This window comes from Sphaerisporangium sp. NPDC005288 (assembly GCF_040607475.1).
Taxonomy (GTDB): domain Bacteria; phylum Actinomycetota; class Actinomycetes; order Streptosporangiales; family Streptosporangiaceae; genus Sphaerisporangium; species Sphaerisporangium rhizosphaerae.
The window spans coordinates 20,214-33,540 of the sequence record NZ_JBEXGT010000009.1 but is presented as its reverse complement, the minus strand read 5'-3'; the positions used below and the strand labels follow the sequence as shown (position 1 = coordinate 33,540).

General features: G+C 71.9%; 8 protein-coding genes. 5 read left to right on the top strand and 3 right to left on the bottom strand.

What is annotated here, in order from left to right; all coding sequences use genetic code 11:
* Positions 1-157 precede the first annotated feature (157 nt).
* From ABZU32_RS11155 to ABZU32_RS11145, 3 genes are all read left to right on the top strand, one after another.
* Positions 158-2,800 (top strand): M4 family metallopeptidase, encoded by a 2,643-nt coding sequence (locus ABZU32_RS11155; protein ID WP_354920284.1) that lies wholly within the window; start codon positions 158-160, stop codon positions 2,798-2,800.
* Positions 2,801-2,807: 7 nt separating this feature from the next.
* Positions 2,808-6,344 carry a S8 family serine peptidase gene (locus tag ABZU32_RS11150; RefSeq protein ID WP_354920281.1) on the top strand — a complete coding sequence of 1,179 codons (3,537 nt, stop codon included), beginning with the start codon at positions 2,808-2,810 and terminating at the stop codon, positions 6,342-6,344.
* A gap of 168 nt (positions 6,345-6,512) precedes the next feature.
* Positions 6,513-7,766, top strand: coding sequence for an adenylate/guanylate cyclase domain-containing protein (locus tag ABZU32_RS11145; RefSeq protein ID WP_354920278.1), 1,254 nt, complete (start codon positions 6,513-6,515; stop codon positions 7,764-7,766).
* A 36-nt stretch (positions 7,767-7,802) separates the two neighbouring features.
* On the opposite strand, the gene ABZU32_RS11140 is transcribed toward ABZU32_RS11145, so the two are convergent.
* The 3 genes from ABZU32_RS11140 to ABZU32_RS11130 are packed head-to-tail and all read right to left on the bottom strand — an operon-like array spanning position 7,803 to position 9,993.
* Positions 7,803-8,765 carry a hypothetical protein gene (locus tag ABZU32_RS11140; RefSeq protein WP_354920275.1) on the bottom strand — a complete coding sequence of 321 codons (963 nt, stop codon included), beginning with the start codon at positions 8,763-8,765 and terminating at the stop codon, positions 7,803-7,805.
* Positions 8,762-9,604 carry an ABC transporter ATP-binding protein gene (locus ABZU32_RS11135; RefSeq protein ID WP_354920272.1) on the bottom strand — a complete coding sequence of 281 codons (843 nt, stop codon included), beginning with the start codon at positions 9,602-9,604 and terminating at the stop codon, positions 8,762-8,764. Before ABZU32_RS11135 ends, ABZU32_RS11140 begins: the two co-directional genes overlap by 4 nt.
* Positions 9,601-9,993 (bottom strand): GntR family transcriptional regulator, encoded by a 393-nt coding sequence (locus tag ABZU32_RS11130; RefSeq protein ID WP_354834060.1) that lies wholly within the window; start codon positions 9,991-9,993, stop codon positions 9,601-9,603. The genes ABZU32_RS11135 and ABZU32_RS11130 overlap by 4 nt, the downstream gene beginning before the upstream one ends.
* A gap of 42 nt (positions 9,994-10,035) precedes the next feature.
* On the opposite strand from ABZU32_RS11130, the gene ABZU32_RS11125 reads away from it, so the two are divergent.
* Together ABZU32_RS11125 and ABZU32_RS11120 are read left to right on the top strand one after the other, a co-directional pair.
* Positions 10,036-10,305, top strand: a complete 270-nt coding sequence (locus ABZU32_RS11125; protein WP_354920269.1) for a hypothetical protein — start codon at positions 10,036-10,038, stop codon at positions 10,303-10,305.
* Between the two features lie 332 nt (positions 10,306-10,637).
* Positions 10,638-12,350 carry a cellulose binding domain-containing protein gene (locus ABZU32_RS11120; RefSeq protein ID WP_354920266.1) on the top strand — a complete coding sequence of 571 codons (1,713 nt, stop codon included), beginning with the start codon at positions 10,638-10,640 and terminating at the stop codon, positions 12,348-12,350.
* Positions 12,351-13,327: the final 977 nt, after the last annotated feature.

Genomic DNA, 13,327 nt, shown 5'->3' with positions numbered 1-13,327 from the left:
TGATCAAGGTATTTCCTTATCTCCCCCTTATCGACCCCCCGCATCTCCGCCCGCCTCCGCATAGGGATCCCGCGCACGCCATCCGTGGCCGACGCGCGCCCGCATGCCGGCGGACCCCCGTTGTCGATGGCGCACGGCTCACGTGTGGAGGCCTGTCATGCGTTCGGCGAGAAAGGCACGTCCCGCGGTCCGCGCCGCGGCGCGGGCGTCATGGATCGGCGCCGCCGCGGCGGCTCTCAGTACCGCGGTCACCTGGGCGGTGCTCGCACTGCTCACCACCGGCGCCGAAGGGCTGGTCGGCGGCTTCCTGTCCGGGAGCGCGAACGGCGTCACCACCACCGCGGCGGCCGCGACCGGCGGCCCGGTCGACTGGTGGTCGGCCACGCTGTCCACCGGCGGCCGGATCTGGCCGGTCCAGTTCCTGCTGCAGGGTTCCCCGCTGGTGCTGGTGGCGCTCGGGCCGCTGGCCGCCGGCGTGCTGGCGGGCGTGCTCACCCGCGGCCGTGCCCGGCTGCTGGCCGCCTCCGCCGGGTACGCGGCGGTCCTGACCGCGGTCGCCGCGCTCGTCGCCGCCCTCGCGCCCGGCGAGCTCGCCTCGGTGTCCACGCCCGCGCCGTACGCCTTCGGCCTGGGCCTCGCCTGGTGTCTCGCCGGCGGCCTGGCCGGTCAGGCCCTGCGCGCGCTCATCGCTCCGCGCCGGGTGAGGCTGCTGGCCGGGGCCGGCGCAGGCCTGCTGGCCACCCAGCTCGCCCTGTCCGGATCGGCCGCCGCCGCGCCCGCCGCCGAGCAGTCCGCCGCGCTGCCGCTCGGCATCGCCGCCGCGCCCCCCGAACCCGCCCCCGTCGGCTACTACCGCCCCGGCGTCTCCCAGGCGCTGGCCCGGGTGGGCCTGGACACCGCGCGCCAGAAGGCGTCCCGCGACATGACCGCCGGCAGCGTCAACATGGCCAGGGAGCCGTGGCTCGGCGTCCCCACGATGGCGAGCCTGGACAGCCCGGTCGGCAAGGACGTCACGAGCTGGCTGCGGTCCAACGCCGCCCTGTTCGCCGTCAAGGACCCGGTGGCGCAGCTACGGCCGATGCCCGCCCGCGCCAAGGACCCGCTCGGCCAGCGGCACGACTGGTTCCAGCAGCAGATCGACGGCGTCCCGGTGTACGGGGCCAGGGTCGGCGTGCACCGCGACGCCAAGGGCACCACGGTGCGCGGGCTGACCAACGGCCTCATCCCCGACCTCGCCCCGGTCGCCACCCGGCCCACCCTCGGCGCGGACGCCGCCGTCGCCGCCGCCACCCGCGCCATGCCGGACGGCAGGACCGTCGAGCCGCCGGTGCTCTACCTGCTGCCCGGCGACCCCGACCCCGGGCGGCCGGTGCCGGTGACGCTCGTCTGGCGGGTGTGGCTCGCCGCGGCGGACGGCCGCTCGACGGTCTACTACGTGGACGCGCTCAGCACCGGCCGCGTCGTCACCTTCGAGCCGGGCCGCCTTGAGTTCAAGCAGCGCCGCGTATGGGACCTGCGCAACAGCGACGAGACCGACGACGACCCGGCCAGGGTCGAGGGCCAGGGCCCCGTCTCCGAGCCCGACGTCAACGCCATCTACGACCACAGCGGCAAGTTCTACGACTACATGATGTCCACCTTCGGCCGCGACAGCTGGGACGGCGAGGGCGCCCGCATGGACGCGGGCGCGCGGTACTCCTCCAGCGCCGACGGCACGCCCGAGAAGAACGCCTTCTTCATGCCCGAAAGCGGCATGACGGCCTTCGGGCAGGGCACGGCGACGCTGACCATCGTCTCCCACGAATGGCAGCACGGCGTCACCTTCTCCACCGCCAACCTGTTCCAGCTCTTCCAGGGCGGCTCGCTGCACGAGAGCTTCTCCGACGTGTTCGCCGCCTTCACCGAGGCCAAGGTCACGGGCAGCACCTCGTGGAAGGCCGGAGAGGGCAGCTCGCTCGGCGTCATCCGCGACCTGGCCAACCCGCACAACATCACCTATGACGGCATACCGCACCCCGCGCACTACAGCGAGTACTGGCTGGGCTGCGCCGACAGCGGCTGGGTGCACTTCAACAGCCTGATCCCGAGCCACGCCTGGTACATCCTGGCCACCCGCATCGGCGTCACCAAGGCCGCGGAGATCGCCTACCGCGACCTGACCGTCTATCTCGGCCCGCGGTCCCGGTTCACCGAGACCCGCGTCGGGGCCATCCAGGCGGCCTACGACCTGTACGGCAAGAACTCGCCGGAAAGCCAGGAGACCTGGCGGGCGTTCGGCGCGGTGGGCATCGACGGCGTCTACGAGTCGCCCCGCCAGGTGTGCATGTGCTTCGCCGACGAGTCGCTGACCGGCGTCGGCCTGAAGGGCATGGACCCGGGCGGCTCGACGACCGACGCCACCGTGGCCGCGCTGCTGCGCACCCGCGACCTGTTCGAGAACGCCGAGTCGGGCTCGGTCCTGCACTACGCCCACCTGTACGCGCGCACCAACAGCCGGGCCATGGAGTTGCTGACCGCCGACGACGGCCTGCGGCAGCGGACCGCCCACCTCATGCAGTCCATGGAGCCCGCCTTCCGCACCGTCGGCACCCGCGACGGCGACCGGGTGATCATCACCCAGACGCTGATCAACGAGATCAACGCCCTCGTCGACGCCTACATCCAGGCCGACATCGCCTCGGGGAACGGGGGCGAGCTGGCCGCGGTCCTGCGCGCCGACCGCTCCTTGGTGGACAGCCAGGCCCTGGTCGGCAAGACCGCCAACCAGGTGCTCGCCCAGCTCGACACGATCTTCGAATAGGAAGCCCATGCGCCGCCTGCTCACGGCCTTACTCGTCCCGGTCCTGCTGCTGGCCGCCGCGCCCGCCGCGGCGGCGGCCCCAGCCGCCGAGCCCTCGCCCGCGGCGGCGGCCTCGCCCGCCCGGCTCGACCGCGCGGTCGTGGAGAAGCTCGCCCGGAACAAGCGCGCCGACGTCTTCGTCATGCTCAAGGAGAAGGCCGACCTGTCCGCCGCCCGTGCGCAGCGCACCCACGCGGCCAGGGCGGCGCAGGGCTACCGGGCGCTCACCGCGACGGCCGAGCGAAGCCAGAGCGGCCTGCGCGCGTTCCTGCACGGCGAGAAGGCGCTGTTCACCCCGTACTGGCTGGTCAACGCAGTGCTGGTGCGCGGCGCGAGCCGCGAGCTGGTCGACCGGCTCGCGGCGCGGTCCGACGTGGCCAGAGTGCGCCCCGCCGGCTCGGTCACCATTCCCGAACCCGACCGCACGGCCAAGGCCGTCGCACGGGCGGCGGCGGGCGTCGAGTGGGGCGTCGACCAGATCGGCGCCCCGCGCGTCTGGTCGGATCTGGGCGCGAGGGGTCAGGGCGTCGTGGTCGCGACCATCGACTCCGGCGTCCAGTTCGACCACCCCGCCCTGGCCGCCCGCTACCGCGGACGCAAGGCCGACGGCACCTACGACCACAACTACAACTGGTACGACCCGACGCTCGTGTGCGGCGTCCCGTCGCTGAAGCCGTGCGACAACAACGGCCACGGCACCCACACGATGGGCACCATCGTCGGCGACGGCGGCATCGGCGTGGCGCCCGGCGCCACCTGGATCAGCGCCAAGGGCTGCGCCTCCTCCACCTGCTACGACGACGACCTGCTCGCCGCCGGCCAGTGGATGCTCGCCCCGACCGACCTCAACGGGGCCAACCCGCGCCCCGACCTGGCCCCGAACCTCGTGAGCAACTCGTGGGGCGGCTCCCCGGGCGACCCGTTCTACCAGGGCATCGTCGACGCCTGGGTCGACTCGGGCATCTTCCCGCTGTTCGCCGCGGGCAACGAGGGCCCCGCCTGCGGCACGGTCGGCTCGCCCGGCGGGTACGACAACTCCTACGCCGTCGGCGCGTACGGCGCGGACCTGAAGATCGCCGACTTCTCCAGCCGGGGCGACGCCGAGACGCCGGGGATCAAGCCGAACATCAGCGCCCCCGGGGTCGCCGTGCGCTCCTCGATCCCCGGCGGAGGCTACGAGGTCCTCAGCGGCACCTCCATGGCCACGCCGCACGTGGCGGGCGCCGTCGCGCTGCTGTGGTCGGCCGCGCCCGCGCTGCGCGGCGACGTCGCCGCGACCCGGCGGCTGCTGGACCAGACCGCCGTGGACGTCATGGACTATTCCTGCGGCGGCGCGAGCGACGACAACCGGGTGTGGGGGCAGGGCCGGCTGGACGTCTTCGCCGCGGCCGTCTTCGCCCCGCGCGGCCAGGCGGGCACCTTGACCGGCACCGTGCGCGACGCCGGCGGCGACCCCGTGCCGAACCCTACGGTGACCGTCGCCGCCTCCGGCGCCAAGCGGACCTTCACCGGCGCCGCCGACGGCGTCTACACCCTGTCGCTCCCGCCCGGCTCCTACACGGTCACCGCCACGGCGTTCGGCTTCGCCCCGGCCTCGGGCGCCGCGACCGTGCCGGCCACCGGCACCGCCGTCCGCGACCTCACGCTGTCCGCCGTCCGCCGGTACGACATCTACGGCGAGGTCCGCCAGACCGGCGGGGAGCCGCTGCCCGGCGCCGTGGTCTCCATCGAGAACACCCCCTACCCGCCGGTGACCACCGAGTCCGACGGCACCTTCGCCATGATCGGCGTCCCGGTCGGCACCTGGCGGATCAACGTCAAGGGAGCCCGCTGCGGCGGCTCCACCACCCTCACGGTGCAGGTCGACGGCGACGAGTTCGTGCCCATCGACACGCCGCTGCGCAAGGACTCCTACGGCAACAAGTGCGACGTGGTGCCGTCCCTCACCTGGGTGAACGGGACCACGCCGCTCGCGCTCACCGGCGACGACGCGGGCGCCGCCGTCACGCTGCCGTTCACCTTCCCGCTGTACGGCAAGCCGTACACCAAGGCCTGGGTCTCGACCAACGGGTTCATCAACTTCGCGCGCAACACCAACCTGGCGCAGAACGGCCCCATCCCCAGCCCGGGCCTGCCGAACGCCGCCGTCTACGCCTTCTGGGACGACCTGATGGTGGACGCCTCCGCGAGCGTGCTCACCGCCACACTCGGCACCGCGCCCAACCGCCGGTTCCTCGTCGAATGGCGCAACGTCACCCTGGTGGCCCAGCCGTCGGCGCGGCTCACCTTCTCCGCCGAACTGCACGAGAACGGCCAGGTGCTCTTCCAGTACAAGTCGCTGTCGTCCGGGTTGATGCCACGGGGCGGCTCCGCCAGCGTCGGACTGGAGAACGGCACCGGGCTGCTCGGCTTCGACTACTCGGTGGACCAGCCCATCCTGCGCCCCGGCATGGGCATCCGCTTCTACGGGCTCGGCGTGGTGCAGGGCTTCGTCAAGGACCACCAGGGCGCCAGGCTCGCCGACGTCCCCGTCGAGCTGGTCGACCCGGTCGGCGGCGACGTCATCACCGACACGGTCTCGGACGCCTCCGGCCTCTACCGGCTGTACGTGCCGCAGGGCTCCTACATCGTCGTCATCTCCACCCCGGACTGGGAGTACTCCAGAAGCGAGATCACCGTCACGACCGAGGGACAGGTGATCGGCCTCGACATCACCGTGTACCCGATGGACAACACCGTCACCGGCCACGTGCGCGACGGCACGGGCGCGCCGCTGGCCGGCGTCCTGGTCGGCGTGCAGGACTACCGGGTGCCGCCGGCGACGACCGACGCGCAGGGCGCCTACCGGCTGACCGGCGTCATGGGCGGCCCGCAGTTCATCCAGGTGTACCGGCAGGCCTGCGACATCGTCATCCAGAAACGCATCACGGTGGGCGGTGACCTCCAGGCCGACCTGACCGTCGGCATGCCGATCGAGCACTCCGGCTTCGCGTGCGCGCGCACCACGAAGGCCTACCTCCCCGGCGTCGACCCGATCGGCGTGGACGACTACACCAGCGTCATGGTGCCGCTGCCGTTCGCCTTCCCGCTCTCGGGCAAGACCTACGCGGCCGTGGGCGTCGCCTCGCTCGGCACGCTGCTGTTCATCGATCCGCTGTCCGCCAAGTGGTCCTGGGCCGCGCCGCTCAACGATGACCTGCACTACGACGAGCGGTCCTCGGTGCGCACGGCGACGCTGGGGCAGGGCGCCGACCAGCGCTTCGTCACCGAATGGCGCGACGTCGAGCTGAGGGGCACCGGCCTGCGCGTCACCTTCGAGGTGGTGCTGTACCCCGACGGACGGATGCTGTTCCAGTACGGCGACCTGCCCGACGACCCGCGCGTCCGCGTCGGCGACGGGCGCACCCAGGTCGGCAACGTCTACGGCCCCGACCTGCTGCTCATCAGGGGACCGCTGGACCCGGCCGTCGCCTTCGCCATCCGCCCCGCACCCCAGCAGCCCTGACGTCCGAGGTCCCCCGGCCGCCGCCGGACCGGGGGACCTCGGGCCTCCGGCACCCCGGACGGCCGAGGTCCCCGGCCCGGGCTCGGGTCCGGACCCGGACCTGGACCTCGCCGACCACAGTCGCTCAGCGGGTTGGGGCAATTACTGTGAGTTGTCTACCGTGTCCGGGTGACCTCCGAACCCCCCACCGGCCGGCTCGCTCCGGGCGGTTTCGATCTCGCGCGAGATGTGGCCGGCGGGCTGCCGCTGACGCTGGTCGAGCGGTGGCTCGCCACCGGCCGCGGCGCGGCGGACGCGCGCCGCCTGCTCAGCGGCCACACGGTCCGCGGCTACGGCGTGGTGTCCGACACCTCCGGGCTGACCAAGGTCAGCGGGCGGCTCGGCCTGCTGGAGGTGCTGGCGCTCATCGACCGGCCCAAGCGCGTCCTGCACCGCCACGGCGCCGCCGCCGGCGGCCGGGCGGTGGGCGTGTGGGCCGCCGACAACGCCCAGATGTTCCACCCCGCCTCGACCGATCCGCGGGTCCTGCTGTCGGCGTTGCTGCGGGCGCGCGACGAGATCGAGCGCCACTGCCGCGTCCGGGTCGGCGTCGGGGTGCACCTCGGCGACTTCTACGACCTGGCCGGCGGTCTGTACGGCCCCGACGCCGACCTCATCGAGGACCTCGCCGAGAACCACGTCGAGGGCGGTGAGATCGCCGTGACGCAGGCGGTGGCCGACCGGCTCCCGGACGGCCACGGTTTCGTCCTGCGCCGCGGCCACGAGGCGGACGGCCTCGGCGCCGTGCACCTTTTGCTGGACGGTCCGCGGCCGCCCGCCGAGCGCCCGCCGGAGGCCGGCACCTACCCGATCCCCTACTCCTCGGCCTTCTACGCCGACCTGCTGCGGCTGGACGGCCGCCCCGACGACGCCGGCCTGGCCGCGCGGCTCGCCGCCCGGCACCTGCGGCGGCGCACGGTGGTGCTGGTCGAGCGCGACGCCGTTTCCGCCGCGACCCCCGAGCTGGCGCTGCTGAACGGGCTGGCGCTCTCCAGCGTGATGAGCCGGACGGGCCTGCGCCTCATCCCCCGCCCGGGCGCCATGGAGGTCAAGGTCAGCGGCCCGCTGGCCATCTACCTCTTCGACGATCCGGCGCCCGCGGTCCGCTTCGCCGAGCGCATGCGCGCGGGCCTCGCCGACCACGGCATCTCCTGCCGCATCGGCGTGGACACCGGGCCGGTGCTGGCCGGTGAGACCCCCTCCGGTGGCTGGGACGTCGCCGGCGCCCCGGTGAACGTGGCCTCCAAGATGGCCCAGGACCTCGGCACGCCGGGACGCATCTACCTGAGCGAGGCCATGGGCGAGCACGTCCCCTCGGGGAAGGCGTACACCCCGGTCCGGCACACCGTCTCCGGGGTGAGCATGACCTGCTACGAAGGCTGACCGCACGGGCACGCCGCCTCCGACCGAACCGGTCCGTCAGCCGGGGCGGCGGAGGGCGCGGCGCACGGCCAGGCCGCCGAGGGCCGCCGACGCGAGCGCCAGAATCCCGCCCTCGGTCCACTGGAAGCGCCAGAACCTGGACGCCGGATGGTAGTACACGGCATACCGGTAGCCCTTGCCGAACAGACACGCCTGCCACGCCTCGGCGTTCTTGCTGCTGTGCCCCGCGTCCACCCGGCGCGGGCAGCCGCTGTCGGACGGCTCGGCGACCTCCCTCCCGGACGGCCGCACCCAGGCGGCGCTCACCAGCCGGGCGTCGGGATCCTCCAGCAGCACGGTGCCGGACAGCTCGGCACGCGCCGGCTCGGCGTAGTGGTCGCTCAGTTGGAACAGCGTGAACATCGTCACCGCCACACCGGCCACGACCAGCGCCATCGCGGGCAGCGTACGCCGGAACAGGGTGCCGGCCGCGGTGCCGAGCGCGAACGCGTACAGCCACCACGCCGCCGGCTCCACGCCCACCATGTTGAACACACCGATGTTGCCGAACGTGGAGTCGACCCCCGTCCTGAACACCGGCCGCCACAGGCTCACCATGAGCGACAGCAGCAGCCCGCCCGCCACGACCGCCCCGCCCAGGACCGACAGCTTGACCGCCAGCCACCGCCACACGGGCACGGACTGGGTCCAGGCCAGACGGTGGGTGCCGCGCTCGTACTCGCGGCCGAGCAGCGGCGCGCCCCAGAAGGCCCCGATCAGCGCGGGCAGCACCAGTGGCATCCAGCCGAACACCGAGTAGACCGCGTCGTAGCGCCGCCCGAGCGCCACCGCCAGGTCTCCGCACGCCACGGCGGGCCCCGGGCAGCCGGGCGGGGCGTGCTCGGCCACGTACCGGCCCGCCTCCACCGCCGAAGCCAGAAGCAGCGCCCCCAGCAGCGCCAGGAAGCCCGCCGTCACGAGGATCTGTGCCCGGTGCTGGCGCCACGTCACCCAGATCACACGCCCGCCCCCGTCAGTCCCGGCAGCGCCGCCGACTCGGGGCTGCGCAGGTAGGCCATGACGAGCTCCTCCAGCCCCGGGCGCCGTGCCTGCCAGCGAGGATCGAGCGGGGGCGCGCCCCTGACCAGCATGCTGACCTGCCTGCCGGTACGGCTCGCGCCCACTACGCGCGTGCCCGCCGCCGACGCCCCGTCGGGCCCGGTGAGTACGAGATGCCCGTCGAGCAGTTCGTCGATGTCGCCACTGACCTGCAGCCGACCCTCGTTCAGCACGACCAGCCAGTCGCACGTGTCCTCCAGGTCGGAGACGACGTGGGAGGACAGCAGCACGGTCAGCTCCCGGCCGGACACTTCCGCCATGATCGAGCGCATCACGTCGTGGCGGGCGAGGGGGTCGAGGTTGGCCAGCGGTTCGTCCAGCACGAGCAGGTCGGGCCGGCAGGCCAGCGCCAGGGTGACCGCCACCTGCGCCTGCTGCCCGCCCGACAGCCCGCTCACCCTGCGGCCCAGCGGGATGCCCAGCCCGGCGAGTCGGCCGGCGGCGGCGGCGTCCCAGCGGGTGTTCATCCGGCGGCCGAAGGCGAGCATCTCGGCGACGGTGAAGCCGTCGTACAGCGGCTTGTCCTGCGCCACGAACGCCGCCTCGCCCGCCACGCGGACGCTTCCCAGCGCGGGCCGCAGCAGGCCGACGGCCGCGTGCATCAGCGTGGTCTTGCCCGCGCCGTTGGGCCCGACCAGCGCCGCCACGCGCCCGGTGGGCACGGACAGCGAGCAGTCGCGCAACACCCACGTACGGCGGTAGCGGACCCCCAGCCCGGTCACCTCCAGCGCCGGTCTCATGCCACGTCCTGCTTCGCGGTGTCGGCCAGGACCACGGCGAACAGCGCCCGCAGGTCCTCCTGGTCGAGCCCGGCCGCGCGGGCGTCGCGCACCCACTTCTGCAGACCGCGCCGCAGCCGCGTGTGCTCGGCGAGGGTCGCGCCCGCGATGCCCTGCCGGACGAACGTCCCCATCCCTGGCCGCCCCTCGACCAGCCCTTCGCGCTCCAGCTCCCGGTAGGCCTTGAGCACGGTGTTGGGATTGATGGCCAAGCTCTCGACCACCTCCCGGGCGGTCGGCAACTGGTCGCCGGGCCGCAGCGTACCCAGCCGGAGCGCCTGTTTGACCTGGTGAACGAGTTGCAGGTAGGTCGAGACCCCCGAACCGCGATCCAGGTTGAACTCGATCACATGAAACACCCTTTCACTATTTGAATAGTGAAAGGGTGGTGGATGCGGCCGCTCCTCGTCAACCCATGCTTGTCCGGCGACGCCGTGCTCGACGGAGGCGGCCTTCGGTCACGACGCCATGTCCAGCAGGGCGCGGTCACGCCGTTCCGACGTTCAGCACGGCGGCAAGGGGTCGCCGTTGACGCTCAGCCCGCCGCCGTGGCCGCGGCCGTGGCCGTCGTCGGTGCCGACGGCCAGGAAGCCGAAGGTGACCCGGCCGAACGGTTCGACATGTACTCCAAGGAAGGCGGGCGCGGGACCCGGCGCGCCTGAGCTGTAACTTTCACGGCTCGGCGCGACATACACACAGTTCGAATGCTCGCGGGCCCGCCTCTGCTTGACCTTCCGTCGAGGGCGGAACCACACTCCGCTGGAGTGTCACTCCCGCGCGACCAGCTGAGCGGTCCGCATCCCCGTCGCACACGCGTGCTGGTCCACGCGAATAAATGTTAACGCTAACAATTTAACCGAAGTAGATCACGGTCGAAAAAGTGATCGATAACACGATCAAGGTCCAGCTCGGTGGCGACGCCGGAGACCGGCGCCGACCGGGCCAACTGGACCGAGAAGGCGCTGATCGGCGCCTACAGCACAAAGGAGAAGACATGACGCAGGATCAGAACGAGCCCATGAGCGGCGAGCGGAAGGCGCTGAGCCGGAGGAGCGTCCTGACGACGATCGGAGCCGTGCCGGTCATCGCGGCCACGGCGTCGGTCGTGGGGGCCACGGAGGCCGCGGCCGCCACGGCGGTCATCAATCCGGCGGCGCAGCGGCAGACGATCCGGGGTTTCGGCGGCATGGCCCACGCGGCGTGGATCGGTGACCTGACGGCCGCCCAGCGGGACACGGCGTTCGGCAACGGCGATGGCAAGCTGGGGTTCTCCGTGCTGCGGATCCCCGTCAACGAGAACCAGTCGGACTGGAGCCGTGACCTGGCGACGGCGAAGCGCGCGGTGGAGCTCGGGGCGACCGTCTTCGCCTCGCCGTGGAATCCTCCCGCCAGCATGACCGAGACCTTCACCCGCGGCAGCCAGACCAACGCCAAGCGCCTGAAGTCCGGTTCGTACGCCGCCTACGCCAAGCACCTGAACGACTTCACCACCTACATGCGCAACAACGGGGTGAACCTGTACGCCATATCGGTGCAGAACGAGCCCGACTACGCGCAGGACTGGACGTGGTGGACCAGCGCCGAAATCGTGCGCTTCCTGCGGGAGAACGCCGGCTCGATCGGCACCAGGGTCATCGCGCCCGAGTCCTTCCAGTACATCAAGAGCATGTCGGACCCGATCCTCAACGACGCCACGGCGCTCGCCAACGTGGACATCATCGGGGCCCACCTCTACGGCACCTCCTACTCCAACTTCCCCTACCCGCTGTTCAAGCAGAAGGGCGCCGGCAAAGAACTCTGGATGACCGAGGTCTACTACCCCAACAGCACCGATTCCGGGGACCTGTGGCCCCAGGCGCTGGACGTGGGGGAGCACATCCACCACGCCATGGTGGACGCCGAGTTCCAGACCTACGTCTGGTGGACCATCCGGCGCAGCTACGGCCCCATGCGCGAAGACGGCCAGATCAGCAAGCGCGGCGCCATGATGGCGCAGTTCGCCAGGTTCGTCCGCCCCGGATACGTGCGGATCGACGCGACGGCGAACCCGGCCTCCAACGTCTACGTCTCGGCCTACCGGAACGGCGACGCGGTCGTCATCGTCGCCGTCAACAAGAACACCTCCGCGGTGAGCCAGCAGTTCACCCTGTCCAACACCACCGCATCCGGCAGCGTCTCCTCCTGGGTGACCGACGCGAACAGGAACGTCGCCTCCCAGGCGGCGACCAGCATGTCCAACGGCTCCCTCACCGTCACCCTTCCCGCCCGCAGCATGACGACCTTCGTGACCAGCATCGCCGGCGGCGGCCCCTCACCCACCCCCACCCCGACGCCCACGCCCACCGTCACCCCCACCCCGACGCCCACCCCCACGCCCACCGGCGGCGGGACCGGACCCCGGGTCGCCTACACCATGAACAGCTGGAACAACGGCTTCACCGCCAGCATCAGCATCACCAACACCACGGCCTCGACGATCAACGGCTGGACCCTGGTCTTCACCCTGCCCTCCGGCCAGGCCATCACCTCAGGCTGGAACGCCACCTACTCGCCCACAAGCGGCCAGGTCAGCGCCCGCAACGTCGACTTCAACGGCACCCTCGCCCCCGGCGCCACCGTCGAGATCGGCTTCCAGGCCACCCACACCGGAAGCACCGCCGAACCCACCGCCTTCACCCTCAACGGCGTCCCCTGCACCGTGGTCTGACCGGCGGGTGAACCCATGCCCCGACGCCCGACCGGCGAAGGGACGGGTGCGGCCCCTCAGACGAGGGAGGGGCCGCACAAGTCGGCAAGGTGCATCACCTCGTGCTCATCTTCTGAACGCACGGGTGGAACCTCCTCGATATGCGACGGCTGCTCGTGGCACGTGCATTCGCGCTCGGCGCGTTTCTCATGACGCGTGCCCATATCCCGTCGCTCTTTCTACCGCCATCGACAACGGTGACTTCGGCCGCTGAACGACCTGTCGACGATGACCGAGCCGTTTTCCCTGTTCGGCCTGCCTCAGGTGACCTGGGCGCGATCACACCGTGACCGGCGGTCTGTTTCATCGCGGGATGAAAAGGCTCCGGAGCCAATTCGGTGGGTATCGGCCTGCCATTAACAATGCCCGTTGGATTTCCTGACCGCACTTAATGGTTCCGGTGGGCGCTGATCCGGGTTTTCCGGTCGCGGCCGTTGAAAGGTGTTCCCGGCGGCGGGCGCGTGTGCCACTTTGTGTCCGGTCTTCTTGGAGAGCGCTCCCCGTATGTTCCCGGACACGGGCGCCGCGGTCCGGCTACGGCGGCGACTCGTCGCTCACGACATCCGCGAGTTCCGCGACCTCTTGTCCATCCGCTTCGGCCGAGCGTCGCGGGGCGCCGGTGGCGGCTCGTGCGGCCGGTCGCCGAGACCGCGACCGGGAAGGTGCGCCGAGCGCCGCCGGGTGCCGCGAATCACCTCGTTCCGCGACCATCGAGGACGGTTATGGGTGATTTATCCCGCAATGTGGTAAAAGGTGCGAACAGAGAACGGCTTCTCCGTGCACCCCCCGACTTCTTCGGCCCGATCTCCCCGGCTCTCGGCGGGAGCCCGGCCGGCGGCGGGACCGGCGGCGGCTTTCCGGACGCCGTGCACAGTGACGGCTCCGCGACCGGTCACCAGGGACCCGCTACGGTGCTGCTCGCCCGCATGGCGGCCGGT